General features: G+C 66.9%; 21 protein-coding genes and 1 pseudogene. 14 read left to right on the top strand and 8 right to left on the bottom strand.

Features of this window, described 5'->3' with window-relative positions; translation table 11 throughout:
• The first annotated feature begins 25 nt into the window (after positions 1-25).
• The 8 genes from mucD to pdxJ all read left to right on the top strand — a co-directional run bounded on the left by mucD (position 26) and on the right by pdxJ (position 7,905).
• Complete coding sequence (gene mucD / locus PSPA7_RS22610; protein WP_012077033.1) at positions 26-1,450, top strand: serine protease MucD; 1,425 nt, start codon at positions 26-28, stop codon at positions 1,448-1,450.
• Positions 1,451-1,599: 149 nt separating this feature from the next.
• Positions 1,600-3,399: a translation elongation factor 4 gene (lepA, locus tag PSPA7_RS22605; protein WP_012077032.1), complete on the top strand. Its 1,800-nt coding sequence runs from the start codon at positions 1,600-1,602 to the stop codon at positions 3,397-3,399.
• A 5-nt stretch (positions 3,400-3,404) separates the two neighbouring features.
• Positions 3,405-4,259 carry a signal peptidase I gene (gene lepB / locus PSPA7_RS22600; RefSeq protein ID WP_003150215.1) on the top strand — a complete coding sequence of 285 codons (855 nt, stop codon included), beginning with the start codon at positions 3,405-3,407 and terminating at the stop codon, positions 4,257-4,259.
• Between the two features lie 169 nt (positions 4,260-4,428).
• Positions 4,429-4,806, top strand: coding sequence for a DUF4845 domain-containing protein (locus PSPA7_RS22595; RefSeq protein WP_003150217.1), 378 nt, complete (start codon positions 4,429-4,431; stop codon positions 4,804-4,806).
• Positions 4,803-5,492 (top strand): ribonuclease III, encoded by a 690-nt coding sequence (rnc, locus tag PSPA7_RS22590; protein ID WP_003150219.1) that lies wholly within the window; start codon positions 4,803-4,805, stop codon positions 5,490-5,492. Before PSPA7_RS22595 ends, rnc begins: the two co-directional genes overlap by 4 nt.
• Positions 5,485-6,402 carry a GTPase Era gene (gene era, locus PSPA7_RS22585; RefSeq protein ID WP_003150221.1) on the top strand — a complete coding sequence of 306 codons (918 nt, stop codon included), beginning with the start codon at positions 5,485-5,487 and terminating at the stop codon, positions 6,400-6,402. The genes rnc and era overlap by 8 nt, the downstream gene beginning before the upstream one ends.
• 62 nt (positions 6,403-6,464) lie before the next feature.
• Complete coding sequence (gene recO, locus PSPA7_RS22580; protein WP_003150223.1) at positions 6,465-7,166, top strand: DNA repair protein RecO; 702 nt, start codon at positions 6,465-6,467, stop codon at positions 7,164-7,166.
• On the top strand, positions 7,159-7,905 hold the full coding sequence (gene pdxJ, locus PSPA7_RS22575) for a pyridoxine 5'-phosphate synthase (protein WP_003150225.1): 747 nt from the start codon (positions 7,159-7,161) through the stop codon (positions 7,903-7,905). Before recO ends, pdxJ begins: the two co-directional genes overlap by 8 nt.
• A 93-nt stretch (positions 7,906-7,998) precedes the next feature.
• On the opposite strand, the gene cmoB is transcribed toward pdxJ, so the two are convergent.
• The 6 genes and pseudogenes from cmoB to lon form a co-directional block, all read right to left on the bottom strand.
• The gene (cmoB, locus tag PSPA7_RS22570; protein WP_003150227.1) at positions 7,999-8,967 is read right to left on the bottom strand and encodes a tRNA 5-methoxyuridine(34)/uridine 5-oxyacetic acid(34) synthase CmoB; all 969 of its coding nucleotides are present in this window, start codon (positions 8,965-8,967) and stop codon (positions 7,999-8,001) included.
• Positions 8,964-9,704 (bottom strand): carboxy-S-adenosyl-L-methionine synthase CmoA, encoded by a 741-nt coding sequence (cmoA, locus tag PSPA7_RS22565; protein WP_058174584.1) that lies wholly within the window; start codon positions 9,702-9,704, stop codon positions 8,964-8,966. The genes cmoB and cmoA overlap by 4 nt, the downstream gene beginning before the upstream one ends.
• Positions 9,705-9,811: 107 nt before the next feature.
• Positions 9,812-10,408: pseudogene (locus PSPA7_RS22560) on the bottom strand (hypothetical protein).
• A gap of 92 nt (positions 10,409-10,500) precedes the next feature.
• Positions 10,501-11,253 carry a substrate-binding periplasmic protein gene (locus tag PSPA7_RS22555; protein WP_012077029.1) on the bottom strand — a complete coding sequence of 251 codons (753 nt, stop codon included), beginning with the start codon at positions 11,251-11,253 and terminating at the stop codon, positions 10,501-10,503.
• Between the two features lie 96 nt (positions 11,254-11,349).
• Positions 11,350-11,751 (bottom strand): protease inhibitor I42 family protein, encoded by a 402-nt coding sequence (locus tag PSPA7_RS22550; protein WP_012077028.1) that lies wholly within the window; start codon positions 11,749-11,751, stop codon positions 11,350-11,352.
• 109 nt (positions 11,752-11,860) lie between these two features.
• Entirely contained in the window at positions 11,861-14,260 is a 2,400-nt protein-coding gene (gene lon, locus PSPA7_RS22545; protein WP_012077027.1) for an endopeptidase La, read from the bottom strand.
• Positions 14,261-14,451: 191 nt separating this feature from the next.
• Here lon and PSPA7_RS22540 point away from each other — a divergent pair, with 191 nt between their 5' ends.
• Positions 14,452-15,204 (top strand): AraC family transcriptional regulator, encoded by a 753-nt coding sequence (locus tag PSPA7_RS22540; protein WP_012077026.1) that lies wholly within the window; start codon positions 14,452-14,454, stop codon positions 15,202-15,204.
• Between the two features lie 127 nt (positions 15,205-15,331).
• Here PSPA7_RS22540 and PSPA7_RS22535 read toward each other — a convergent pair whose 3' ends face one another.
• Complete coding sequence (locus tag PSPA7_RS22535) at positions 15,332-17,395, bottom strand: TonB-dependent receptor (RefSeq protein ID WP_012077025.1); 2,064 nt, start codon at positions 17,393-17,395, stop codon at positions 15,332-15,334.
• 463 nt (positions 17,396-17,858) lie between these two features.
• Here PSPA7_RS22535 and putA point away from each other — a divergent pair, with 463 nt between their 5' ends.
• Together putA and putP are read left to right on the top strand one after the other, a co-directional pair.
• Complete coding sequence (gene putA, locus PSPA7_RS22530; RefSeq protein ID WP_012077024.1) at positions 17,859-21,041, top strand: bifunctional proline dehydrogenase/L-glutamate gamma-semialdehyde dehydrogenase PutA; 3,183 nt, start codon at positions 17,859-17,861, stop codon at positions 21,039-21,041.
• Between the two features lie 310 nt (positions 21,042-21,351).
• Positions 21,352-22,872, top strand: coding sequence for a sodium/proline symporter PutP (gene putP, locus PSPA7_RS22525; RefSeq protein WP_012077023.1), 1,521 nt, complete (start codon positions 21,352-21,354; stop codon positions 22,870-22,872).
• 141 nt (positions 22,873-23,013) lie between these two features.
• On the opposite strand, the gene PSPA7_RS22520 is transcribed toward putP, so the two are convergent.
• Positions 23,014-23,943 carry a LysR substrate-binding domain-containing protein gene (locus PSPA7_RS22520; RefSeq protein WP_079262201.1) on the bottom strand — a complete coding sequence of 310 codons (930 nt, stop codon included), beginning with the start codon at positions 23,941-23,943 and terminating at the stop codon, positions 23,014-23,016.
• Between the two features lie 125 nt (positions 23,944-24,068).
• Between PSPA7_RS22520 and PSPA7_RS22515 the strand changes: the two genes are divergently transcribed.
• Genes PSPA7_RS22515 through PSPA7_RS22505 form a run of 3 tightly spaced genes read left to right on the top strand, consistent with a single transcriptional unit; the run spans position 24,069 to position 26,241 of the window.
• A complete protein-coding gene (locus PSPA7_RS22515; RefSeq protein ID WP_003150240.1) occupies positions 24,069-24,707 on the top strand; it encodes an FMN-dependent NADH-azoreductase in 639 nt (212 codons plus the stop codon).
• A gap of 9 nt (positions 24,708-24,716) precedes the next feature.
• The gene (locus PSPA7_RS22510; protein ID WP_012077021.1) at positions 24,717-25,022 is read left to right on the top strand and encodes a DMT family transporter; all 306 of its coding nucleotides are present in this window, start codon (positions 24,717-24,719) and stop codon (positions 25,020-25,022) included.
• Between the two features lie 55 nt (positions 25,023-25,077).
• Positions 25,078-26,241: an AAA family ATPase gene (locus PSPA7_RS22505; protein ID WP_012077020.1), complete on the top strand. Its 1,164-nt coding sequence runs from the start codon at positions 25,078-25,080 to the stop codon at positions 26,239-26,241.
• Positions 26,242-26,244 lie beyond the last annotated feature (3 nt).

Raw genomic sequence — 26,244 nt, 5'->3', positions numbered from 1 at the left:
TCGAACATCACGGGAGCTGTAGTCGATGCATACCCTAAAACGCTGTATGGCTGCGATGGTGGCCTTGCTGGCCTTGAGCCTGGCGATGACGGCCCGGGCAGAATTGCCGGACTTCACGCCTCTGGTCGAACAGGCGTCGCCGGCGGTGGTGAATATCAGTACCCGGCAGAAGCTGCCGGATCGCGCCATGGCGCGCGGGCAGCTGTCGATCCCGGACCTCGAAGGCCTGCCACCGATGTTCCGCGACTTCCTCGAGCGCAGCATCCCGCAGGTTCCGCGCAATCCGCGCGGCCAGCAGCGCGAGGCGCAGTCGCTGGGCTCCGGCTTCATCATTTCCAACGACGGCTACATCCTCACCAACAACCACGTGGTGGCCGATGCCGACGAGATCCTGGTGCGCCTGTCCGACCGTAGCGAGCACAAGGCCAAGCTGATCGGGGCGGACCCGCGCAGCGACGTGGCGGTGCTGAAGATCGAGGCGAAGAACCTGCCGACCCTGAAGCTGGGCGATTCGAACAAGCTGAAGGTCGGTGAGTGGGTGCTGGCCATCGGCTCGCCGTTCGGCTTCGACCACTCGGTCACCGCCGGTATCGTCAGCGCCAAGGGCCGCAGCCTGCCGAACGAGAGCTACGTTCCCTTCATCCAGACCGACGTGGCGATCAACCCGGGCAACTCCGGCGGCCCGCTGCTGAACCTGCAGGGCGAGGTGGTCGGCATCAACTCGCAGATCTTCACCCGTTCCGGCGGCTTCATGGGCCTGTCCTTCGCCATTCCGATCGATGTCGCGCTGAATGTCGCCGACCAACTGAAGAAAGCCGGCAAGGTCAGCCGCGGCTGGCTGGGCGTGGTGATTCAGGAAGTGAACAAGGATCTCGCCGAGTCCTTCGGTCTCGACAAGCCGTCCGGCGCGCTGGTGGCGCAACTGGTGGAAGACGGCCCGGCAGCCAAGGGCGGCCTGCAGGTGGGCGACGTGATCCTCAGCCTGAACGGCCAGTCGATCAACGAGTCCGCCGACCTGCCGCACCTGGTGGGCAACATGAAGCCGGGCGACAAGATCAACCTCGAGGTGATCCGCAACGGCCAGCGCAAGACCCTGAGCATGGCGGTCGGCAGCCTGCCGGACGACGACGAGGAAATCGCCTCGATGGGCGCCCCGGGTGCCGAGCGCAGCAGCAACCGCCTCGGCGTGACCGTCGCCGACCTCACCGCCGAGCAGCGCAAGAGCCTGGATATCCAGGGCGGCGTGGTAATCAAGGAAGTCCAGGACGGCCCCGCCGCGGTCATCGGCCTGCGTCCGGGCGACGTCATCACCCACCTGGACAACAAGGCGGTGACCTCGACCAAGGTCTTCGCCGACGTGGCCAAGGCGCTGCCGAAGAATCGTTCGGTTTCGATGCGGGTTCTGCGCCAGGGACGTGCCAGCTTCATCACCTTCAAGCTGGCCGAATAAGCCGGCTGACGAAAAAAGGGCGGTTTCCACCGCCCTTTTTCATGTCCGTCAATCCGTTACCTGCGTGACGCCCTGCCCGAGCATCAGGTAAACTCCCCGGCTATTTTTCGGCGGATTGCCGCCCTTGCCCTTTTCGAGTGTGTTGAGCCGTGAGCGACCTGAGCCATATCCGCAATTTCTCCATCATTGCCCATATCGACCATGGCAAGTCGACGCTGGCCGATCGCTTCATCCAGATGTGCGGCGGCCTGTCCGACCGTGAAATGGAGGCCCAGGTCCTGGATTCCATGGACCTGGAGCGCGAGCGCGGGATCACCATCAAGGCCCACAGCGTGACCCTGCACTACAAGGCGCAGGACGGCAAGACCTACCAGCTCAACTTCATCGACACCCCCGGCCACGTCGACTTCACCTACGAAGTCAGCCGCTCGCTGGCCGCCTGCGAAGGCGCCTTGCTGGTGGTGGACGCCGGCCAGGGCGTCGAGGCGCAGTCCGTCGCCAACTGCTACACCGCCATCGAGCAGGGCCTGGAAGTGATGCCCGTGCTGAACAAGATGGACCTGCCCCAGGCCGAGCCGGAGCGGGTGAAGGAGGAAATCGAGAGCATCATCGGTATCGACGCCACCGACGCCGTGGCCTGCAGCGCCAAGAGCGGCATGGGCGTGCTCGAGGTGCTGGAGCGCCTGGTGACCGTCATTCCCGCGCCGGAAGGCGAGATCGAGGCGCCGCTGCAGGCGCTGATCATCGACTCCTGGTTCGACAACTACCTTGGCGTGGTCTCGCTGGTACGGGTGAAGAACGGCCGGGTGAAGAAGGGCGACAAGATCCTGGTGAAATCCACCGGCAAGGTCCACCAGGTGGACAGCGTCGGCGTCTTCACCCCGAAGCACACCGAGACCGCCGACCTCAAGGCCGGCGAGGTGGGCTTCATCATCGCCGGCATCAAGGACATCCACGGCGCGCCGGTGGGCGACACCCTGACCCTCAACAACACCCCTGACGTCGAGGTCCTGCCGGGCTTCAAGCGGGTCAAGCCGCAGGTCTACGCCGGCCTGTTCCCGGTCAGCTCGGACGATTTCGAGGACTTCCGCGACGCCCTGCAGAAGCTGACCCTCAACGACTCGTCGCTGCAGTACGAGCCGGAAAGCTCCGAGGCCCTGGGTTTCGGCTTCCGTTGCGGGTTCCTCGGCATGCTGCACATGGAGATCATCCAGGAGCGCCTGGAGCGCGAATACGACCTGGACCTGATCACCACCGCACCGACCGTGGTGTTCGAGATCGTGCAGAAGAACGGCGAGATCATCTACGTCGACAACCCGTCCAAGCTCCCGGACCTGGCCTCGATCCAGGAAATGCGCGAGCCGATCTGCCGCGCCACCATCCTGGTGCCCAAGGACCACCTGGGCAACGTCATCACCCTGTGCATCGAGAAGCGCGGCGTGCAGCGCGACATGCACTTCCTCAGCGGCCAGGTGCAGGTGATCTATGACCTGCCGATGAACGAGGTGGTGCTCGACTTCTTCGACCGCCTCAAGTCCACCAGCCGCGGCTATGCTTCCCTGGACTACAGCTTCGATCGCTTCGAACCGTCCAACCTGGTTCGTCTCGACGTGCTGATCAACGGCGAGAAGGTCGACGCCCTCGCCCTGATCGTCCACCGCGACAACGCGCCATACAAGGGCCGCCAGTTGGTGGAGAAAATGAAGGAACTGATCCCGCGGCAGATGTTCGACGTGGCGATCCAGGCAGCCATCGGCGGGCAGATCATCGCCCGTTCGACGGTCAAGGCGCTCAGGAAGAACGTGCTGGCCAAGTGCTACGGCGGTGACGTGAGCCGTAAGCGTAAACTGTTGGAGAAGCAGAAGGCCGGTAAGAAAAGGATGAAGCAGGTCGGTAGCGTGGAGATTCCCCAGGAAGCCTTCCTCGCCGTGCTCAAAGTGGATAGCTAGAACCCATGACACTCAATTTCCCGTTGTTGCTGGTCATCGCCGTGGCTGTATGCGGCGCCCTGGCCCTGGTCGACCTGGTGCTGTTCGCGCCGCGTCGGCGGGCCGCCATCTCGTCCTACGAAGGGCAGGTGAACGAGCCCGATCCGGCGGTGCTGGAGAAGCTCAACAAGGAACCGCTGCTGGTCGAGTACGGCAAGTCGTTCTTCCCGGTCCTGTTCATCGTGCTGGTGCTGCGCTCCTTCCTGGTCGAACCGTTCCAGATTCCCTCGGGATCGATGAAACCGACCCTGGAGGTCGGCGATTTCATCCTGGTCAACAAGTTCGCCTATGGCATCCGCCTGCCGGTGCTGGACACCAAGGTGATCCCGATCGGTGATCCGCAGCGCGGCGATGTCATGGTGTTCCGCTACCCCAGCGAACCGAACATCAACTACATCAAGCGGGTGGTCGGCCTGCCGGGCGATACCGTGCGCTACACCAGGGAAAAGCGCCTGTACGTCAACGGCGAGCTGGTGGCTGAGAAACTGGTCGGCGAGGAGCCGGGCACCCTCGGCAGCGTGACCCTGTACCAGGAGAAGCTGGGCCAGGCCGAGCACCTGATCCGCAAGGAAATGAGCCGCTACCGCATCGAGCCCGATCGCCAGTGGACCATTCCCGCCGGCCACTACTTCATGATGGGCGACAACCGCGACAACTCCAACGACAGCCGCTACTGGAACGATCCGAAGATCCCGAAGGAGCTGCTGGGCATGGTCCCGGATCGCAATATCGTCGGCAAGGCCTTCGCCGTGTGGATGAGCTGGCCCGATCCGAAGATGAGCAACCTGCCGAACTTCTCCCGGGTCGGCGTGATTCACTGACCTGTGCGCAGGTTCGCCACGCGGAAGGGCGGTCCTGCTGAATAATCGCGAAGCGGGGCTGCTCGCCCGAGGGCAGCCCCGCTTTCACTTCCGCGAACGCCGCCGCCGGGCCCGCCCGATGGTGTTACCGGTCGCAGGACGGAATAACTACACTGACATGAGGTCCGACATGAGGTTCGCGCGTTCGCAGAAGGGGATGTCCCTGCTGGGGTGGCTGGTGGTGCTGGGCGTGGTGGCATTCTTCGCCAGCGCCGCGTTCAAGATCATCCCGCACTACCTGGACTACTACTCCCTGGAAAAGGTGATCACTTCCGTGGAGACCGACAAGGCGGCCGAGGTGCGTTCCGTACCGGAGTTCTACAGCTACGTCGGCAAGGGGATGCAGATCAACGGCATCCGCAACCTGGACCTGGAAAAGGCCCTGGACGTGCAACTGGAAGACAACGAATTCCGGGCGCACCTGAAATATGAAAAACGCGAGCCACTGATCAGCAACATCGACCTGGTGGTCCACTTCGACAAAGAATTCCGTGTACGCATGCCGTGAGTAATCCGCTGGACCGACTCGAGCGCAAGCTCGGCTATACCTTCAAAGACCAGGACCTGATGGTCCTGGCCCTGACCCATCGCAGCTACGCCGGGCGCAACAACGAGCGCCTGGAGTTCCTCGGTGACGCCATTCTCAACTTCGTCATCGGCGAGGCGCTGTTCCACCACTTCCCGCAGGCCCGCGAAGGCCAGCTTTCGCGCCTGCGCGCACGGCTGGTCAAGGGCGAGACCCTGGCCCTGCTGGCGCGCGGCTTCGAGGTGGGCGACTACCTGCGCCTGGGCTCGGGTGAGCTGAAGAGCGGCGGTTTCCGCCGCGAGTCGATCCTCGCCGACGCGATGGAGGCCCTGATCGGCGCCATCTACCTGGACACCGGCATGGACTCCGCGCGCGAGCGGATCATCGCCTGGCTCGGGCCGCAGTTGCGCGAGCTGACCCCGGTGGATACCAACAAGGACCCCAAGACCCGCCTGCAGGAGTTCCTGCAGTCGCGCGGCTGCGACCTGCCGCGCTACGAAGTGGTGGATATCCAGGGCGAACCCCATTGCCGGACCTTCTTCGTCGATTGCGAAGTGGCCCTGCTGAGCGACAAGACCCACGGGCATGGCGGCAGCCGCCGCATCGCCGAGCAGGTGGCCGCGGCCGCCGCGCTGGTGGCCCTGGGCGTGGAGAATGGCCATGACTGACATGCACGACGACATCCCCGCCGGCAGCCGCTGCGGCTACGTGGCGATCGTGGGCCGCCCCAACGTGGGCAAGTCCACCCTGCTCAACCATATCCTCGGGCAGAAGCTGGCGATCACCTCGCGCAAGCCGCAGACCACCCGCCACAACATGCTCGGGATCAAGACCGAAGGCGAGGTACAGGCGGTCTACGTCGATACCCCCGGCCTGCACAAGAGCGGCGAGAAGGCCCTCAACCGCTACATGAACCGTACCGCCAGCGCGGCGTTGAAGGATGTCGACGTGGTGATCTTCGTGGTCGACCGCAGCCGCTGGACCGAAGAGGACCAGATGGTCCTGGAGCGCGTGCAGTACGTCAGTTGCCCGGTGCTGATCGCGGTGAACAAGACCGACCGCATCGAGGAGAAGGCCGACCTGCTGCCGCATCTCGAATGGCTCACCCAGCAGTTGCCGAAGGCCGAGGTGGTGCCGATCTCGGCGCAGAACGGGACCAACCTGGAGGTGCTGGAGAAACTGGTGGCCGAGCGCCTGCCGGAAAGCGAGCATTTCTTCCCCGAAGACCAGATCACCGACCGCAGCAGCCGCTTCCTGGCCGCCGAGCTGGTCCGCGAGAAGATCATGCGCCAGTTGGGCGCCGAGCTGCCCTACCAGATCACCGTGGAGATCGAGGAGTTCAAGCAGGAGGGTCGCATCCTGCATATCCATGCGCTGATCCTGGTGGAGCGCGAGGGGCAGAAGAAGATCATCATCGGCGACAAGGGCGAGCGGATCAAAAGCATCGGCCAGAATGCGCGCAAGGACATGGAAGTGCTATTCGACTCCAAGGTCATGCTCAACCTCTGGGTCAAGGTCAAGGGTGGCTGGTCCGACGACGAGCGCGCCCTGCGTTCGCTGGGCTACGGCGACCTCTGACGTTCCCGGTCGCCTGGCGCACGGCGCCAGGCGCCGTCCCACCCGCGCCCGGTCGAGCCGCCATGACCTTCGCCGCCGCCCAAGCCACCTACGTGCTGCATAGCCGGCCGTACAAGGAAACCAGCGCCCTGGTGGATTTCTTCACCGCGCAGGGCCGCCTGCGCGCGGTCCTGCGCGGTGCCCGCGGCAAGGCTGGCGCACTGGCGCGGCCATTCGTGCCGCTGGAAGCGGAGTGGCGCGGGCGTGGCGAACTGAAGACCGTCGCTCGCCTGGAAAGCGCCGGCATTCCCAACCTGCTCAGTGGCCAGGCGCTGTTCAGCGGTCTCTACCTCAACGAACTGCTGATCCGCCTGTTGCCGGCGGAAGACCCGCAACCGGAGATCTTCGCCCACTACGCCGCGACCCTGCCGCTGCTGGCGGCGGGGCGGCCGCTCGAGCCGCTGTTGCGCGCGTTCGAATGGCGCCTGCTGGAGCAACTGGGCTATGGTTTCGCTCTCGACGTCGACATCCACGGACGCCCGATCGAACCGCAGGCGCTGTACCAGTTGCTGCCCGAAGCCGGCCTGGAACCGGTGACGCAGTTGCAGCCCGGCCTGTTCCAGGGCGTCGAACTGTTATCCATGGCCGACGCCGACTGGAGCGCCCCGGGCGCCCTGGCGGCGGCCAAGCGCCTGATGCGCCAGGCGCTCGCTCCCCATCTGGGCGGCCGGCCGCTGGTCAGCCGCGAGCTGTTCATGAACCGTAAGGAGTCACCCCGTGACTGAAGCCACTCGAATTCTGCTCGGCGTGAACATCGATCACGTCGCCACCCTGCGCCAGGCCCGCGGTACCCGCTATCCGGATCCGGTGAAGGCCGCCCTGGACGCCGAGGAAGCCGGCGCCGACGGTATCACCGTGCACCTGCGCGAGGACCGCCGGCATATCCAGGAACGCGACGTGCGGATGCTCAAGGAAGTGCTGCAGACGCGGATGAACTTCGAGATGGGCGTCACCGAGGAAATGCTCGCCTTCGCCGAGGAGATCCGTCCCGCGCACAGCTGCCTGGTGCCCGAGCGCCGCGAGGAACTGACCACCGAGGGCGGCCTCGACGTCGCCGGCCAGGAACAGCGGATCCGCGACGCGGTGCGCCGCCTGGCTGCGGTGGGCAGCGAAGTGTCGCTGTTCATCGATCCCGATCCGCGGCAGATCGAAGCCTCCGCGCGGGTCGGCGCGCCGGCTATCGAACTGCATACCGGTCGCTACGCCGATGCCGAAAATCCCGGGGAGCAGGCCCGAGAACTGCAGCGGGTACGCGAGGGCGTGGCCCTCGGGCGCTCCCTCGGCCTGATCGTCAACGCCGGGCACGGCCTGCACTACCACAATGTCGAGCCGGTCGCGGCGATCGAGGGCATCAACGAGCTGAACATCGGCCATGCCATCGTCGCCCATGCCCTGTTCGTCGGCTTCAGGCAGGCGGTGGCCGAGATGAAGGCCCTGATGCTGGCCGCGGCGGCCAAGCGCTGAGGCCATTGCGCCCCGCTTCCTGTAAACCTTGTTCAGGACGGGACAGAGCCCATGAAAAAGCCCATCCGCGGATGGGCTTTTTCATATCCGCCGTCAGGGCTTGCGCGCCACCAGCGTGGCGCGCATCGGCGCGGGCAGGCCTTCGACGGTTCGCGAACGGTCCTGCGGATCGAGGAATTCCGGCAGCGACTGGAAACGCATCCATTCGGTGGCGCGTTGTTCCTCGACACTGGTCAGGCTGACGTCGACGCAGCGCGCGTCGGCGAATCCGGCGCGGCGCAGCCAGAGTTCCAGGGCCGCCACCGAGGGCAGGAACCAGACGTTGCGCATCTGCGCGTAGCGGTCCTCGGGCACCAGCACGGTGCTGGCGTCGCCTTCCACCACCAGGGTCTCCAGGACCAGCTCGCCGCCGCGCTTGAGGCAGTCCTTGAGCGCCAGCAGGTGGTCGATGGGCGAGCGTCGGTGATAGAGCACGCCCATGGAGAACAGCGTGTCGAAGCCTTCGAGCTTCTCCGGCAGGTCTTCCAGGGCCAACGGCAGGTGCCAGGCCGGCAGGTCCGCCAGGTAGCGCTTGGCGGCGAGGAACTGGCAGAGGAACAGCCAGTTCGGATCGATGCCGATCACGCTTTCCGCGCCGGCGCCGAGCATGCGCCACTGGTAGTAGCCATTGCCGCAGCCGACGTCGAGGATGCGTTTGCCGCGCAGATCGACGTGCGGCGAGACGCGGCTCCATTTCCAGTCGGAGCGCCACTCGGTGTCGACCTGCACGCCGAAGAAATCGAACGGCCCCTTGCGCCACGGAATCAGTCCCTGCAGCGCCTCCTTCACCTGGGGTTGCAGGGCTGCGTCCCGCTCGCTGTGCAGGGCGAAACGCCCGGCCAGCTCGACCGTCGGCGCCTGCACTTGGGGCAGGCGCTGCACCGCGCTCCACCAGCGGGCGAGGTCGCCGTGGCCTTCCTCGATGCGCGCGGCGATCTGCGCCGGCAGGCTGGTCGCCCAGGCGTACAGCGGCGAGCCGGCGAGGTGGCGCTGGAGGGCGTCGAGAGCGAGGTGCTGGATCATGGCAGGGCGATCATCGAGGCGAAGTTGAGACACTGGAACCACTGGCTGACGCGGCTGAAACCGGCGGCCAGGAGCCGTTCGCGATGCTCCTCGAAGGTGTCGGGTAGCATCACGTTCTCCAGGGCGCTGCGCTTCTGCGCGATCTCCAGCTCGCTGTAGCCGTTGGCGCGCTTGAAGGCGATGTGCAGGTCGGTGAGCAGGGCGTGCTCCTGCGCATCGGCGAAGCGTAGTTTCTCCGAAAGGATCAGCGCGCCGCCGGGCAGCAGCGCCCGGCGGATGTTGCGCAACAGACCGAGACGCTGGTCCGGGGCGACGAACTGCAGGGTGAAGTTCATCGCCACCAGGGAGGTGGGTTGCAACTCCAGGGCGAGAATGTCGGCCTCGATCAGCTCGACCGGCAGCAGTTCCTGGTACATGGCGTCCTGCGCGTGCAGGTACTCGCCGCAGCGCTCGATCATCGCATGCGAGTTGTCCACGCCGATCACCCGGCAGCCGTCGCTGCGCACGTGGCGGCGCAGCGACTGGGTGACCGCGCCGAGCGAGCAGCCGAGGTCGTAGAGCACGCTGTGCGGCCGGGCGAACTGCGCGCCGAGCACGCCGATGTTCTCGACGATGGTGGGGTAGCCCGGCACGGAGCGCTTGATCATGTCGGGGAACACGCGCACCACGTCTTCGTTGAACACGAAGTCGGCGACACGTTGCTGGGGCTGGGCGAACAGGCGATCGGACTCGCTCACGCGGGTGACCTCGGGCATCACGGCTTTTCAGGGGGCCGAATTGTAGCCGAGGGACGATCGTCGCCCAACCGTGCGGCGACGATTCACCCTGCCCGATGTGCGCGGTATCACCTGGGCTTGTCGGAGAAGCTCTCGCCCGCGCCCTGCAGCGGACCCAGCGGGTTCTTCCTGTCTGCCAGGCGATGGATGTTCGCTTCGCCGTTGCTGAGCTTGCGCACCAGCGCGTCGTTGACGAAGACGAACACCGTCTTGAACGAGCGGCCCTGCAATTCCCGTTTCTCGCGGAAGTCGAACAGGTCCGACCAGAAGCTGCGACCCGCTGGGTGTCGGTCTTGCCGAAGCCGAAGGCGCAGCCGATGCAGCGGTCCTTCGCTTCCGGGCATTGCACCAGGCCACCGGGCAGGTAGTCGATGGGGATGTGCGGCTGGATGAATATGAGCCGCGCGTCGATGAACGACAGCATGCGGCCGTTGCCCTGGGGCAACGGATCGAAACCCAGCCGGGTGGTGCTGCCGGAGGTGCGCCTGTGAATAGCGCAACTCGGCATCGAGATAGTCGACGAAGGGGGATGGGACTTCCGCTCGTTCGCTGGGCGGCAGGCTGTCGCAGGAGCAAACGAAGACAGTGGACGCCCGGAGCTGCGAGTAGCGAAGAGGGGTGCTCCTGACGCGCCTCCTTCCGGGACCGTCGTGATTGAATAACAGACGATGCCCCGGAAGGCGCGCCGGGATTTATTCAATGGACTGGAAGCGGCGTGGTTGCTGGCCTGGCGGCGGTTTCCGGCGTCGCCGAAAACTCAGTCGAAAGAAAGCCTATAGCGTTCGCCGAGGGTCTTCAGCGTGCCATCGCGGCGCAGCTGGCGCAGGCCCTCGTCGAGTTCCGCGAGACGCTCGTCGACCGCCGGCAGGTGCGGACTGAGTCCCACATGCAGCGGCTGCCGACCGGGCAGCTCGCCGGCGCGGCGGATCCGCCCGGCGAGCTGCGGGTGAAGATACAGGTAGTGTTCGATGATGTGCCGGTCCTCGAGCAGCACGTCGATGCGCCCGAGCAGCAGTTTCTGCAGGTTGCGCGGCAGCACGCGTTCGCCGCCGAGCACCTGCAGGTGCAGGTCGTCGTCGCCGGCCTGGTTACGCCAGGCGATGAAGCGCGGGCTGTTCGCGTAGCCCTGGGCTAGGCCCAGGCGCTGACCGAGCAGGGAAGCGTCGCCGTGGTAGCGCCAGTCGCTGTCGCGGCGGGTATAGAAGGCCAGCTCGACCCAGCCGATGGGTTCGCTGCCGACCCGCAGTCCGGCGAGTCCGTAGGCGCCGACCAGGCCATCGCGATGCCCGTCGCGGACCATCTGCACGGCGCGCGGCCAGGGCAGGCTGTCGAAGCGTGGCGGTTCCGGCAGTACCAGACCGAGCGCCTCGGCGAGGTAGCCGGGTTCCTGCGGCGTGTGCGGGCACAGGTAGGGGCAGCCGTCTTCGCCGGCGAAACGCAGTGGTTCGGCAAGTGCCGATGGCAGGCTGGCGCAGGACAGGGCGAGCAGGACGAGGGCGGCGCGGAGCATGGAGGACTCGTGATTGCAGGGACTGCCAGGATAGGCCAGGTCAGGGTGCGGTGGGGCGGCGCGCTTCCTACAGAATGTGTCCGTCGTGGCGCGCGTTCAGCGCACCTGGATCGCGCAGGAGAAGCTTTCCGCCGGTTCCGCGTCCTTTTCCCAGGGCCGCCGGTAGACCAGTTCCAGGCGATCGTCGCCGCTGGCGGCGGCGCGGAAGCGCCAGGTCGATTCGCCTCCGCTGCCGACCAGTCCGTTGTCGTCCGGGTTGCTGTAGACCTCCGGCCCGAGGCGCCTGAGCACGCCGGCAGCGGGGTTGCGCAGTTCCCAGCGGAAGCCGGTGGTGGGATTGCTCGGCAGGGTCAGCACCAGTTCCTGGCCTTGCGTCAGCTTCAGCGGCGAGCAGTCGTCGGCGTCGTCCAGGCTGACCACCGGCTTCTGTTGTCCGGCGCAACCGGCCAGGACCGCGATGGACAATGGCAGCAGCAGACGGGAGGGGGAAAAGGACATGCAGCGTTCCTCGGCTCGAATGGAAAGGACGCCAGCATAAACCCTGGCGGCGTCCCAGTGCCAAGGTTGACGTGGCGCCCGGCCGGGATACCTGCCGGGCGCTCGCGGATCAGGCCGGGAACAGCACCCTGGCCACGTCGCCATAACGCTTGGCGAAGTGCACGGTGAGGCCTTCCTTGAGGTACTCGGGCAGTTCCTCGAAGTTGCCGCGGTTGGCCTCCGGCAGGATCAGCTCGAAGATCTTCTGCCGTCGGGCAGCGATCACCTTCTCGCGTACCCCGCCGATCGGCAGGACCTGGCCGGTCAGGGTCAGCTCGCCGGTCATCGCCACGCCCTTCTTCGGTGCCTGGTTGCGCGCCAGGGAAAGCAGCGCGCTGGCCATGGTGACGCCGGCGCTGGGGCCGTCCTTGGGCGTCGCGCCTTCCGGCACGTGCAGGTGGACGAAGGCCTGGTCGAAGAAGGTCGGGTCGCCGCCATACTTCTTCAACTGCGAGCCGATGTAGCTATAGGCGATCTCGGCCGACTCCTTCATCACGTCGCCGAGCTGGCCGGTCAGCTTGAAGCCGCGGTTCAGCGTGTGGATGCGCGTGGCCTCGATCGGCAGGGTGGCGCCGCCCATGCTGGTCCAGGCCAGGCCGGTGATCACGCCGATCCCGGAAAGCACCTGCTCGCTGCGGAATACCGGCATGCCGAGGTAGTCCTCGAGGTCCCTGGGACCGATCTTCACTTTCGACTCGGGGTCTTCCAGCAACTTGACCACCGACTTGCGCACCAGCTTGCCCAGCTGTTTCTCCAGCTGGCGCACCCCGGCCTCGCGGGCGTAACCCTCGATCACCGCGCGCAGGGCGGCGTCGCTGATGCTCAGGCGACCCTTCGGCACGCCGGCCTTGTCCAGTTGCTTGGGCCACAGGTGGCGCTTGGCGATCGCCAGCTTTTCCTCGGAGATGTAGCCGGACAGGCGGATCACCTCCATCCGGTCGAGCAGTGGGCCAGGGATCGAGTCGAGGGTGTTGGCGGTACAGACGAACAGCACCTTGGACAGGTCCAGGCGCAGGTCCAGGTAGTGGTCGAGGAATTCGACGTTCTGCTCCGGGTCGAGGGTTTCCAGCAGCGCCGAGGCCGGGTCGCCCTGGTAGCTGGCGCCGAGCTTGTCGATCTCGTCGAGCATGATCACCGGGTTCATCACCTCGACTTCCTTCAAGGCCTGCACCAGCTTGCCGGGCAGGGCGCCGATGTAGGTGCGTCGGTGGCCCTTGATCTCCGCCTCGTCGCGCATGCCGCCGACGCTGAAACGATAGAACGGCCGGCCGAGGCTCTCGGCGATGGACTTGCCGATGCTGGTCTTGCCCACCCCCGGCGGGCCGACCAGGAGCACGATGGAGCCGGCGATTTCGCCCTTGAAACTACCCACGGCGAGGAATTCGAGGATGCGATCCTTGATGTCGTCGAGGCCCGCGTGATGCTTGTCGAGGACCTTGCGCGCATGCTTGAGGTCGAGCCTGTCCTTGCCGTACACGCCCCAGGGCAGGGCAGTGGCCCAGTCCAGGTAGTTGCGGGTGACGGCGTACTCGGGCGAGCCGCTCTCGAGGATCGACAGCTTGTTCAGCTCTTCGTCGATGCGCTTGCGCGCCTGCTCGGGCAGCACCTTGCCTTCCAGGCGGGCGCGGAATTCATCGGCGTCGGCGCTCTTGTCGTCCTTGGTGATGCCCAGCTCCTGCTGGATGATCTTCAGCTGTTCCTTGAGGAAGAATTCGCGCTGGTGTTCGCCGATCTTGCGGTTGACCTCGGCGGACAGCTCCTTCTGCAGGCGCGCGACCTCCACTTCCTTGCGCAGCAGCGGCAGGACCTTCTCCATGCGCTTGAGGATCGGCACGGTGTCCAGCACCTCCTGCAGCTCGGCGCCGGGCGCGGTGGTCAGGGCCGCGGCGAAGTCGGTGAGCGGCGACGGATCGTTGGGGCTGAAGCGGTTCAGGTAGTTCTTCAGCTCTTCGCTGTACAGCGGGTTGAGCGGCAGCAGCTCCTTGATCGCGTTGATCAGGGCCATGCCGTATGCCTTCACCTCGTCGCTGGGGTCGATCGGGGTCTTCGGATAGTCCACCTCGACCATGAATGGCGGGCGGTGGCGCTTGATCCAGCCGCGGATACGCACCCGCGACAGGCCCTGGGCGACGAACTGCAGCTTGCCGCCCTCGCGCGAGGCATGGTGCACGCGGACCAGCGTGCCGTGCTCGGGCAGGCTGTTGACGTCGAAGTGGCGCGGGTCTTCCGGCGGGTTGTCCATGAAGAACAGGGCCAGCGAATGGTGGTCGGTCTTGGCCACCAGTTCGAGGGTTTCCGCCCACGGCTCTTCGTTGACGATCACCGGCAGCACCTGCGCCGGGAAGAACGGGCGGTTGTGGATCGGGATCACGTACAGGGTGGTCGGCAGGGTCTGGCCGGGCAGCACCAGGCCGGTGCTGGTGGGCTGTGCGTCGCTGATGTGTTCGGGATTAACGTCCTGGTCGCTCATGAGGCACCTGACTGACTGAAACATGAGAGTCTAGATGGGGCCCCGGGGGAGGGTTTCAATCCCTGCCCGCGCAGGGGATGTTGCCGGAGGTTTCCACGGAGTCCGCGGTACGCCGGTGCCAGTTGCGGCGAGATGCTGGGCAGCGCCGGGCAAGTCGAGTAAAGTGCGCAAAAATTGAGCAGTTGCCGTTCATGTTCGACACCCGCCTCATCCGCCTGCCCGACCAGTCGCATACCCACGCCCACGAACATCATCAACTGGTGATGTCCCTGGCCGGGCGCGCCGAATTCGAGGTCAACGGCTGTGGCGGGGAAGTCTGCCGGATGCGCGCCTGCCTGGTGCCGGGCGAGGCGGGCCACGTATTCGCCGGGGTGGGCGACAACCGCATGCTGATCATCGACCTGGGCGAGGACAACCCGACCCCGGATGACCCCGACCTGCTCGCCCGCCTGTTCGAGGCGCCGCGCTACCCGACCCTGGATGCCGACTTCCAGAACCTGCTCAGCTACGCCGGGGCAGAACTGGCGCGCTACGGCAGCGACCCGCTGCTGACCCGCGCCCTCGGCGGCGTGCTGATCCGTGCCCTGCACCTGCGCCTGTTCGGCGAGCAGCAACCGCTGCCGGCCAGCGGTCCGCTGGACCTGGAGCGCCTGGATGCGCACATCGTGCAGAACCTGGCGCGGCGCATCACGGTCGCTGAACTGGCCCAGGTCGCCTGTCTCAGCCCGAGCCATTTCCACGCGCAGTTCAAGGACAGCGTCGGCCTGACCCCGCACCAGTACCTGCTCAAGGTCCGCCTGGACTGCGCCGCGCGGCTGCTGCGGGAAAGCCGCCTGCCGCTGGTGCGGATCGCCGAGGAGTGCGGCTTCTCCAGCCAGAGCGCGCTGACCACGGCGATGCGCCGCTACCTGGGGCTGACGCCGAAGTCGTTGCGCAAGGGCTGAGCGCCGTCCGCCCTTCGCCACCTTCGGCGGATTAAGCGCAGCGGCTATCCGCCCTGCCGGGAGTGGCGTAGGGCGGATGACGGCGCGGACGTCATCCGCCGAGCGGATTGGTCCCGCACGGCCTGGCTCAGAACGCCACCTTCACCCCCGCCTCGACGCCGCGTCCCGCCGCCGGCACCCGGTCGCGCAGGATCGAGCTGGCGTAGCGCACGGTCTGGTTGGTCAGGTTGGTGCCCTTGACGAAGGCCAGCCAGCGGCTCTCGCCGAGATCGAAGTTGTAGCCGAGGCTGGCGCCGAGGGTGGTGTAGCCGTCGGTGGAGAGTTCTTCCTCCGGCACCCGATGCTGCGAGGCGGCGTGCTCGACGTCTACCCGCGCCTGCCACTGCTGCAATTCCCAGATCAGCGCGCTGTTCAGGCGCAGCGGGGCGATGCGTGGCAGCGGTTCGCCGGTGTCCTTGTTCTTGGCGCGGGTATAGTCGCCGGAGAGTTCCAGGTCGAAGTTGCCGTACGGGCTTTCCAGCAGATGGATGCGGTCCTGCGCCTCGACGCCGTAGAAGTCCGCGCGAACGCCGCTGTAGAGGTATTCCGGCAGCGCCTCGTCGTCGCCGGCGGCGACCACTTCGCCTTCCTCGTTGCGCTGGCGGCCGCTGGCGAGCAGGCCGATGTAGTTGGAGAAGCGGCTGTAGAACACGCCGACGCTGCCCTTGTGCACGCCGTTGTCGAAGCGCAGGGCGAGGTCGGTGGAGACCGCCTTTTCCTTGTCCGCGTCGGCATCGCCCACCTCGTAGGTGCCGGTGGCGGCGTGCGGGCCGTTGGCGTACAGCTCGTAGAAGGTCGGTGCGCGCTCGGTGTAGCTGAGGGTGGCGGCCAGCGACCAGATCGGCGTCAGCTTGTACACCGCGCCGCTGGACAGGCTGCCGGTGGTGAAGCTCTGCGAACCGTCGTTCTCGGCGAAGCGCTCGTTGCCCTTGGCGTCGGGGTCCACGCGGGTGTGCTCCAGGCGCGCGCCGAAGCTGAGGTCGAGGCGGTCGCTGAGCTTCCATTCCTCCAGGGCGAACAACGCGGCGCTGTCGGTTTCCGTGTGCGGCACGAAGGCTTCCTCGCCGAGGGCGGAGAAGCGGCTGTTGGCGAACTGCGCGCCGACCACCCCGTTCAGCGGGCCGAGCGGGCGGTGGCGGGCCTCGATGCGGCCTTCGTAGCCTTCGTTCTTGAAGGTGGTGCCGGTCTCGCCGTCTTCGATTTCCTTGTGTTCGTACTTGGTATAGGCGGCGTCCAGCTTCAGCGAGGTGAACGGGCCTTCGAGGTCGCGGATCTCCGAGGCGAAGGCGTAGCGGTCCTGCTGCATCTTCAGGCGCACGTCGTCCTCGGCCGGCGAGCCATAGTTGCTGTCGTAGCCACTATAGGAAAGGCCGGCGTAACCGTGCTCCCAATGGTAGGAGCCTCCGACGGCGCCGCCGTCCTGGCGGCCATCGCTGTTCTGCACCCGATGCTTGCCGGTGTCGCCGTCGATCTGCCGCTGGCGGCTGGAATGGGCGTAGCCGGGAATCCTGACGTCGTTGAACTCGCGGCTGGCGGCGTCCACGTGCAGGGCGAAGTTGCCGTCGCCGGCCTCCAGTGCGCCGGAACGGCTACGGGTGGTGTCGGCGCCGCCGTAGCGCAGTTCGCCGCTGCCGTGGATGCCGTCGACGGGTTCGCTGGGGATGCGGTTGTCGAAGCTGTTCACCACCCCGCCGATGGCATTGCCGCCGTAGAGCAGGGCGGCCGGGCCGCGTACCACTTCCAGGCGCTCGACGCTGTTGGGGTCTTCCGGCACCGCGTGGTCGTAGGACAGCGACGAGGCGTCGAGCGCGCCGACGCCGTTGCGCAGCAGGCGGATGCGGTCGCCGTCCATGCCGCGGATCACCGGTCGGCTGGCGCCCGGTCCGAAGTAGGTGGAGGACACCCCGGGCAGGCCGTTGAGGGTTTCGCCGAGGCTGCCTTTCTGTCGCAGGGTCAGCTCGTCGCCTTCGAGCACGCTGCTGGGTGTGGCGGGAGATTGGTTGCCCAGCGGGTTGGCGGTGATCACCTGGGAGGGCAATTCGCTGGGGCGGCCGTCGGCGCCGAGCGTTTCCCCCGAAACGATCAGGCAGGCCAGCGCCAGTGGCGTGAGAGGCCAGAGCGGACGGGAAGGGAAAAGGCCGGAAGAGGACATTGCGGGCTCCATGGTCATGGGACGGACTTTTTTCAGGCCAAAGCGAACCCAGGCCCTTCCCGGAGGAAGGGCGACGGGGTTGGATCGGCGTATTTGTTGGGATGTTATATTATTTCTTTTTGTGTCGGTAGACCCGCGTAGCCACTCTGCATGGCGTCGTGCCGACGAGCAGCGGCAATGTCCGCATGCCTGCCGGCGAAGAGGAACGGGAAAGTTCCGCGGCCAGGAGTTTTCCGCAAAAACTCCAGAGCCTTTCGCAAGAATCGCCCCTCTCGCAGCCACTACATTCCGCTATCCGCTGATGCCTCGCGCCGGCGGAATGGGCCTGACCCATACTGATCCGTATTCCCGCGCCACAGGACGTGCCGCGCCGCCGGCACCACCCGTCGGCGGCGGTGCCCCGGGCAATGGACGCCTGGCCGGACTTCTTTCAATAACAATGGCTCCACAAGAGGAGGGCGTGATGTTCAAAGCCAGTCACGTCTTGCAGGGCGAGGACCAGACCCGGTCCGCAGCCGAATTCTTCCCCGTCGTCAGCGCCAACTACGCGGTCGACGAGGAAGCCTACCTGGGCGAACTGCTGCAACTCGCCGACCCCGGTCCCGACGGCATCGAGGCTATCCGCCGCAACGCCCGCGCACTGATCGAAACCGTGCGCAGCCGGGACAACGCCGTCGATACCCTCGACGCACTCCTGCGCCAATACAGCCTGGACACCCAGGAAGGCCTGATGCTGATGTGTCTGGCCGAGGCGCTGTTGCGCGTGCCCGACGCGGCGACCGCCGACGCGCTGATTCGCGACAAGCTGTCCGCCGCCGACTGGCAGCGCCATCTCGGCCAGAGCGACAACGTTCTGGTCAATTTCGCCGCCTGGGGCCTGGTGATGACCGGCAAGGTGGTGAACATCGACGAACGCACCGACGGCCGCGCCCCGAGCGTCATCAGCCGCCTGGTGCAGCGCTCCGGCGAACCGGTGATCCGCGCCGCGATGAACCAGGCGATGAAGCTGATGGGCAAGCAGTTCGTGCTTGGCCGGACCATCTCCGAAGCGCTGAAGAACGGCCGTCCATGCCGCGAGCAGGGCTACACCTATTCCTTCGACATGCTCGGCGAGGCCGCGCTGACCGCGGCCGACGCCGAGAAATACATGGCCGACTACCGCCAGGCCATCGACACCGTCGGCGCCGAGCCGCAGGTCGGTCCGGGGCCGCGGCCGTCGATCTCGATCAAGCTCTCGGCGCTGCACCCGCGCTACGAAGTGGCGCAGCGCGAGCGGGTGCTCAGCGAGCTGTTCGGCAACGTCCTGGAACTGGCGGTGCGCGCGCGCAGGCTGAACGTCGGCATCACCATCGACGCCGAGGAAGCCGATCGCCTGGAGCTGTCCCTCGAACTCTACGAGAAGCTGATGCGCGACCCGGCCATCGCCGGCTGGGGCGAGTTCGGCCTGGTCATCCAGGCCTACTCCAAGCGTTGCCTGCCGGTGCTGGTGTGGCTGACCCTGCTCGGCCGCGAACTCGGCGCGCGCATCCCGCTGCGCCTGGTGAAGGGCGCCTACTGGGACAGCGAGATCAAGCAGTGCCAGGTGCAGGGCGCCGACGGCTACCCCGTCTACACCCGCAAGGAAGGCACCGACACTTCCTACCTGGCCTGCGCCCGCTACCTGCTCAGCGAGCACACCCGCGGGGTGATCTACCCGCAGTTCGCCAGCCACAACGCCCACACGGTCAGCGCCATCCTCGCCCTGGCCGACGAGGCCAGGGCCGCCGGCGGCGAGGAGCGCGACTTCGAGTTCCAGCGCCTGCACGGCATGGGCGACGCGCTGTACGACACGGTGATCGAGAAGTACCGCCGCAACGTGCGCATCTACGCCCCGGTCGGCGCGCACAAGGACCTGCTGCCGTACCTGGTCCGCCGCCTGCTGGAGAACGGCGCCAACTCTTCCTTCGTGCACAAGCTGGTGGACCCGCGCGTGCCGGTGGAGACGCTGATCCAGCACCCGGTTACCCAACTGCGCCAGTTCAAGACGCTGGCCAACGACCGTATCCCTCTGCCCCAGGCGATCTTCGGCGCCGGGCGGAAAAACTCCCAGGGCATCAACATGAACATCCAGAACCAGTGGAACGAGCTGGAGCTCGCCTACAAGCCGCACCTGACCCGCCAGTGGCAAGCCGCGCCGATCGTCAACGGCGAGAAGCTCTCCGGCCCGGCCCACGAAGTGCGTTGCCCGTACGACCTGGAGAAGCTGGTCGGCAGCGTCCAGTACGCGTCCGCCGAGCAGGCCGGCAAGGCCCTCGACGTGTTGCAGGCGGCCTGGCCGCGCTGGAGCGCCACCCCGGTGGACGAGCGCGCCGGCATCCTCGAACGCCTCGCCGACCTGCTGGAAGCCCAGCGCGGCGAGCTGATGGCGCTGTGCACCCTGGAAGCCGGCAAGTCGCTGCAGGACGGTATCGACGAGATCCGCGAGGCGGTCGACTTCTGCCGCTACTACGCCCAGCAGGCCCGCCAGCGCCTGGTCCGCGAGGAACTGCGCGGCCCGACCGGCGAGCGCAACGAGCTGTTCTACGAGGGCCGCGGCATCTTCGCCTGCGTCAGCCCGTGGAACTTCCCGCTGGCGATCTTCCTCGGCCAGATCAGCGCCGCGCTGGTCGCCGGCAACACCGTGCTGGCCAAGCCGGCCGAGCAGACCAGCCTGATCGCCGCGCGCACCGTCGAACTGATGTTCGAAGCCGGCCTGCCGAAGGACGTGATCGCCCTGCTGCCGGGCGACGGCGCCACCCTCGGCGGCGTGTTCTGCCGTGACGCGCGGGTCGCCGGGGTGGCCTTCACCGGCTCCACCGACACCGCCCGCATCATCAACCGCCAACTGGCCGAGAAGCCCGGCGCCATCGCCACCCTGATCGCCGAGACCGGTGGGCAGAACGCGATGATCGTCGATTCCACCGCTTTGCCGGAACAGGTGATCAAGGATGCGGTACAATCCGCCTTCACCAGCGCCGGCCAGCGTTGCTCCGCGCTGCGCGTGATGTACGTGCAGCAGGACATCGCCGAGCGGGTGATCGAGTTGCTCAGGGGCGCCATGGCCGAGCTGAAGGTCGGTCCGACCGATGTGCGCGTCAGCGACGTCGGCCCGGTGATCGACGCCGAGGCCAAGGCCGGCCTGGAGCAGCACATCGCCGCGCTGAAGGCCGCCGGCAAGCTGATCGCCGAGACCCCGGTGCCGGGCAACCTGAACGGTCACTTCGTCGCTCCCGTCGCGTTCGAGATCAGCGGCATCGACGAGCTGAAGAAAGAGAACTTCGGCCCGGTGCTGCACGTGGTGCGCTACGCCGCTCAGGACCTGGAAAAGGTCGTGCAGGCGATCAACGCCACCGGTTTCGGCCTGACCATGGGGGTCCACAGCCGCAACGAGGAAACCGCCCGCCGCATCGAAGAGCTGGCGCGGGTCGGCAACCTCTACGTCAACCGCAACCAGATCGGCGCGGTGGTGGGCGTGCAACCGTTCGGCGGCCACGGGCTGTCCGGCACCGGTCCCAAGGCCGGCGGGCCGAACTACCTGCTGCGTTTCGTCAGCGAGCGCACCACCTCGGTGAACACCACCGCGGTGGGCGGCAACGCGTCGCTGCTGTCGCTGGCCGACGCCGAGTGATACTCCGTTCCCGGGCGCCTTGGCGCCCGGGTCGGTTTCCGGGGTCCGCCGTGGCGGGCACCGTGGAAATGACCGCCGTTCCGGTGCGTGCCCGGAACGGACCATAAAGGACGATTTTCCCTGCCCGACAGGGGAGGGATCGTGAGGCGTGGGCCTGTTCGGACTCGTTTGAGGCCACCCGCGTTTCCGGCTTGCTCCGGCAAGCACTCACGGAGTGACGCCACAAGCGCCATTCTGCCAACCAAGGGCCCGCTACCCGTTGCTTGCACACGCAAGGGCCCGGATAAAAACAAGCAATAGGGGAGTCCCTATGAGTGTCAATACGCCCACGCTGATCACCTTCGTGATCTACATCGCGGCCATGGTCCTGATCGGCCTGGCGGCATATCGCTCCACCAACAACTTCTCCGACTACATCCTCGGCGGCCGCAGCCTCGGCAGCTTCGTCACGGCGCTGTCCGCCGGCGCCTCCGACATGAGCGGCTGGCTGCTGATGGGCCTGCCCGGCGCGGTGTACCTGTCCGGCCTGTCCGAAAGCTGGATCGCCATCGGCCTGATCGTCGGCGCCTACCTCAACTGGCTGTTCGTCGCCGGCCGCCTGCGGGTGCAGACCGAGCACAACGGCAACGCGCTGACCCTGCCCGACTACTTCACCAACCGCTTCGAGGACAACAGCCGCCTGCTGCGGATCTTCTCGGCCCTGGTGATCCTGGTGTTCTTCACCATCTACTGCGCCTCGGGCATCGTCGCCGGCGCGCGCCTGTTCGAGAGCACCTTCGGCCTCTCCTACGAGACCGCGCTGTGGGCCGGCGCCGCGGCGACCATCGCCTACACCTTCATCGGCGGCTTCCTCGCGGTGAGCTGGACCGACACCGTGCAGGCCTCGCTGATGATCTTCGCGCTGATCCTCACCCCGGTGATCGTGATGATCGCCACCGGCGGCGTCGAGCCGACCTTCACCGCCATCGAGCTGAAGGACGCGACCAGCTTCGACATGCTCAAGGGCGCCTCCTTCATCGGTGTGATCTCGCTGATGGCCTGGGGCCTGGGCTACTTCGGCCAGCCGCACATCCTGGCGCGCTTCATGGCCGCCGACTCGGTGAAATCGATCCCGGCCGCGCGCCGCATCTCCATGACCTGGATGATCCTCTGCCTCGGCGGCGCCGTGGCCGTTGGCTTCTTCGGCATCGCCTACTTCCAGGCGCATCCGGAGCAGGCCGGAGCGGTCGGCGAGAACCCCGAGCGGGTGTTCATCGAACTGGCCAAGATCCTGTTCAACCCGTGGGTCGCCGGCGTGCTGCTGTCCGCCATCCTCGCCGCGGTGATGAGCACCCTGAGCTGCCAGCTGCTGGTCTGCTCCTCGGCGCTCACCGAGGACTTCTACAAGGCCTTCCTGCGCAAGGGCGCCAGCCAGCTGGAACTGGTCTGGGTCGGCCGCGCCATGGTGCTGCTGGTGGCGGTGATCGCCATCTGGCTGGCATCCAACCCGGAAAACCGCGTGCTCGGCCTGGTGTCCTATGCCTGGGCCGGCTTCGGCGCCGCCTTCGGCCCGCTGGTGCTGTTCTCCCTGCTGTGGAAGCGGATGACCCGCAACGGCGCGCTGGCCGGCATGATCGTCGGCGCGGTGACGGTGATCCTGTGGAAGAACCTGCTGGGCTGGACCGGCCTGTACGAGATCATCCCCGGCTTCCTCTTCGCCAGCGTCGCCATCGTCGTCTTCAGCCTGGTCGGCAAGGCGCCTTCGACGAGCATGCTCAAGCGCTTCGACGATGCGGAGCAGGAGTACCGCGAGGCGCACCAAGGGGCCGCCGCTCCGGTAACCCAGCGCTGATCGAGCCTGCGGGCGCGTGAAGCGCCCGCCCATCGCGACGGCCCGCCCCGCAAGGTGCGGGCCGTCGTTTTTTCCGGCGTCTGCGCCTGGCCGCGCAGGACGGATAACGGCGGCCGCGTTGCCCCCATCTCGTCGCGCGACTCAGGCGTCCCGCTCCAGCCGGCAAGCGTGTCCCGACTGTCGTGCCTCCAGCCTCAGCCATTCGAAGAATGCCTTCACCGGTGGATGACGTTCCCGTCCGGGCACGCACAGCGCGCTGTAGCCGGCGCCGTCGACGCTGATCTCCGGCCTGTAGGATTGCAGCAGGCCGCTGGCGACGCTTTCCGAAACCAGGATCGAACTGGCCAGCACCAGTCCCTGGCCGGCGATGGCCGCCTGCAGGGCATAGTGCTCCTCGTCGTACTGGCGGACCACCGGTCGGCCTTGCATCCAGCTCTCGCCGGCCTGCGCGCACCAGGCTTCCCAGCCATGGGCGTAGAGCCTGGAGTTGTGCCAGCGCACGCTGATCAGGGTCGGCCGCTGCTCCGCGGCCAGGGCGACCTGGGCTGGCGAGCCGTAGACCGCGAAGCATTCGTCGAACAGGCAGAGGCCGTAGAAGTTCGGGTAGTCGTCGAGGCTGTAGCGGATCACCAGGTCGATGCTGGCGTCCTGGTGCAGGTCGAGGACTTCGCAGTTGGTGTCCAGGCGCAGGTTGATCTGCGGGTGGGCGGCATAGAAGCGGCCGAGGCGCGGCACCAGCCAGAGGGCGGCGAAGGCCGGCGTGGTGGAAACCGTCAGGTTGCCGCCGCTGCGCTGCGGACGCAGCGTGTCGACGCTCTGCGAAATCTCCAGCAGCGCCCCGTGCAGGCTGCGGAACAGCCGTTCGCCGCAGTCGGTCAGGCGCACCTGCCGTGGCAGGCGCTGGAACAGCGGAACGCCGAGACAGGCTTCCAGCGAACGGATCTGGTGGGAGACGGCGGTCGGCGTCACCGAAAGCTCCTCGGCGGCGGCCTTGAAGCTCGACTGGCGGGCCGCCGATTCGAAGGTGCGCAGCGCGGTCAGCGGCAGGGAAGCGAACATTGGAATCTCCATGGATGAATTCAATTCATCCGGAACAACTATTGCTCATTTGTCGACGGCCCTCGCCGCCAATAGTTTTGCCTGCAAGCGAAGGGCCGCAAGGTGCTTCGAGTCTAGCCGAATCCAAGGAGATACAGATGAGTAGAGTTCTTGTTGTCCATGCCAGCCCGAGGGGCGAGCGCTCGCAGTCGCGGCGCCTGGCCGAAGCTTTCCTCGATGCCTACCAGCAGGCCCATCCACAGGCCCGCTCGACCCGCCGCGAAGTCGGCCGGGCTTTGGTGCCGGCGGTCAGCGAGGCTTTCGTCGCCGCCGCCTTCCATCCCCAGCCGGAACAGCGTTCGCTGGCGATGCGGGCCGACCTGGCGCTGAGCGACCAACTGGTGGGCGAACTGCTCGACAGCGACCTGCTGGTGATCTCCACGCCGATGTACAACTTCAGCGTGCCCAGCGGCCTGAAGGCCTGGATCGACCAGATCGTGCGCCTCGGAGTGACCTTCGATTTCGTCCTCGACAATGGCGTCGGCCAGTACCGGCCGCTGGTACATGGGAAAAGGGCGCTGATCGTCACCAGTCGCGGCGGCCACGGCTTCGGGCCGGGCGGTGAGAACCAGGCGATGAACCACGCCGATCCCTGGCTGCGCACCGCGCTGGGGTTCATCGGCATCGACCAGGTCACGGTGGTCGCGGCGGAGGGCGAGGAGTCCGGCGGCAAGTCCTTCGCCGACTCCTGCGCCGAGGCGGAACAGCGGCTGCTGGCGCTGGCGCGGTCGATCTGAGGAGGCGCCATGGCCTGGTTCCATCTGCTGGTGGCGGCGGCCTTCGAGGTCGCCTTCGCCATGGGCATGAAGTTCTCCAACGGCTTCGGCAGGCTCTGGCCGTCGCTGCTGACGCTGGTCGCGGCGCTCGGCGGGATCTATTTCCTGACCCTGGCGCTGCGCGAACTGCCGGTCAGCGTCGCCTATCCGATCTGGACCGCGATCGGCTCGCTGGGCACGGTGTTCCTCGGCGTGCTCCTGCTCGGCGAGAGCCTGACGGCGGTGAAGCTGATCTCGGTCGGGTTGATCGTCGCCGGGGTGGCCGGGCTCAAGTAAGGGAGGCGGCGTTTGGCCTACAATCGGCGGCGTTTCCGTTCCTTCGAGAGCAGCCATGCTGACCACCCTGGCGGTGTCCAACTACCGTACCCTGCGCGACCTGGTGATGCCGCTGCGGCGCCTGAACCTGATCACCGGCGCCAATGGCGCCGGCAAGTCCAACGTCTACCGTGCCCTGCGCCTGCTGGCGGACAGCGCGCGCGGCGAAGTGATTCCGTCGCTGGCGCGCGAGGGCGGCCTGCAGTCGACCCTGTGGGCGGGGCCGGAGGACATCAGCCGGGCCATGCGCAGCGGCGCGCAGCCGATCGAGGGCAGCGTGCGCAGGCAGTCGGTGAACCTGCGCCTGGGTTTCGCCGGGGAGGATTTCGGCTATTGCATCGATCTCGGCCTGCCGCAGCCAAGCCAGAGCAAGTTCGGCCTCGATCCGGTGATCAAGCGCGAATGCATCTGGGCCGGCCCGTTCCTGCGCCCGGCCAATGTCCTCGTCGACCGTCGCGGGCCGCTGTTGCGTACACGCGGTGGTGGCGGTCGCTGGGAGGTAGTGGCGCAGCACCTCGCCAGCTTCGACAGCATGCTGGGCGCGGCGGTGGATCCGCGACAGGTGCCGGAACTGCTCGGCCTGCGCGAGCGGATCCGCTCCTGGCGCTTCTACGACCATTTCCGCAGCGACGCCGAGGCGCCGGCGCGGCGCCCGCAGATCGGCACCCATACCCCGGTGCTCGGCGCCGACGGCGCCGACCTGGCCGCGGCCCTGCAGACCATCCGCGAGATCGGCGACGCGGCGGCGCTGGACGAGGCGGTGGACGACGCCTTTCCCGGCAGCCGCCTGCACATCGACAACCCGGGCGGGCGCTTCGAGATGCTGATCGAACAGCCCGGCCTGCTGCGGCCGCTGCGCACCGCGGAGCTGTCGGATGGCACCCTGCGCTACCTGCTGTGGGTCGCCGCGCTGCTGTCGCCGAGGCCGCCGGCGCTGCTGGTGCTCAACGAACCGGAAACCAGCCTGCACCCCGACCTGCTGCCGGCTCTGGGGCGCCTGGTCGGCCAGGCCGCGCAACGCTCCCAGGTGCTGGTGGTGTCGCACGCCGCGCGGCTGATCGCGGCGCTCGAAGAACAGCCGGAATGCCATGCGCTGGGGCTGGAGAAGGACTTCGGCGAAACCCGCGTGCAGGGCCTGCGCGAACTCGACCGGCCGGCCTGGTACTGGCCGGTGCGCTGAACC

Source organism: Pseudomonas paraeruginosa PA7, from assembly GCF_000017205.1.
GTDB lineage: Bacteria > Pseudomonadota > Gammaproteobacteria > Pseudomonadales > Pseudomonadaceae > Pseudomonas > Pseudomonas paraeruginosa.
The sequence above is the reverse complement of the archived record's forward strand: the minus strand, read 5'-3'. Positions and strand labels throughout refer to the sequence as shown.

Bases quoted from the DNA above. Each gene is read 5' to 3' on its own strand.
- PSPA7_RS22595 (WP_003150217.1), top strand. From the start codon at position 4,429: ATGAGGTTCGCGCGTTCGCAGAAGGGGATGTCCCTGCTGGGGTGGCTG.
- PSPA7_RS22535 (WP_012077025.1), bottom strand. From the start codon at position 17,395: ATGTCCTCTTCCGGCCTTTTCCCTTCCCGTCCGCTCTGGCCTCTCACG.
- PSPA7_RS22550 (WP_012077028.1), bottom strand. From the start codon at position 11,751: ATGTCCTTTTCCCCCTCCCGTCTGCTGCTGCCATTGTCCATCGCGGTC.
- era (WP_003150221.1), top strand. From the start codon at position 5,485: ATGACTGACATGCACGACGACATCCCCGCCGGCAGCCGCTGCGGCTAC.
- PSPA7_RS22520 (WP_079262201.1), bottom strand. From the start codon at position 23,943: ATGGAGATTCCAATGTTCGCTTCCCTGCCGCTGACCGCGCTGCGCACC.
- lon (WP_012077027.1), bottom strand. From the start codon at position 14,260: ATGAGCGACCAGGACGTTAATCCCGAACACATCAGCGACGCACAGCCC.
- PSPA7_RS22505 (WP_012077020.1), top strand. From the start codon at position 25,078: ATGCTGACCACCCTGGCGGTGTCCAACTACCGTACCCTGCGCGACCTG.
- lepB (WP_003150215.1), top strand. From the start codon at position 3,405: ATGACACTCAATTTCCCGTTGTTGCTGGTCATCGCCGTGGCTGTATGC.
- PSPA7_RS22540 (WP_012077026.1), top strand. From the start codon at position 14,452: ATGTTCGACACCCGCCTCATCCGCCTGCCCGACCAGTCGCATACCCAC.
- PSPA7_RS22510 (WP_012077021.1), top strand. From the start codon at position 24,717: ATGGCCTGGTTCCATCTGCTGGTGGCGGCGGCCTTCGAGGTCGCCTTC.
- recO (WP_003150223.1), top strand. From the start codon at position 6,465: ATGACCTTCGCCGCCGCCCAAGCCACCTACGTGCTGCATAGCCGGCCG.
- mucD (WP_012077033.1), top strand. From the start codon at position 26: ATGCATACCCTAAAACGCTGTATGGCTGCGATGGTGGCCTTGCTGGCC.
- cmoB (WP_003150227.1), bottom strand. From the start codon at position 8,967: ATGATCCAGCACCTCGCTCTCGACGCCCTCCAGCGCCACCTCGCCGGC.
- PSPA7_RS22555 (WP_012077029.1), bottom strand. From the start codon at position 11,253: ATGCTCCGCGCCGCCCTCGTCCTGCTCGCCCTGTCCTGCGCCAGCCTG.
- PSPA7_RS22515 (WP_003150240.1), top strand. From the start codon at position 24,069: ATGAGTAGAGTTCTTGTTGTCCATGCCAGCCCGAGGGGCGAGCGCTCG.
- putP (WP_012077023.1), top strand. From the start codon at position 21,352: ATGAGTGTCAATACGCCCACGCTGATCACCTTCGTGATCTACATCGCG.
- putA (WP_012077024.1), top strand. From the start codon at position 17,859: ATGTTCAAAGCCAGTCACGTCTTGCAGGGCGAGGACCAGACCCGGTCC.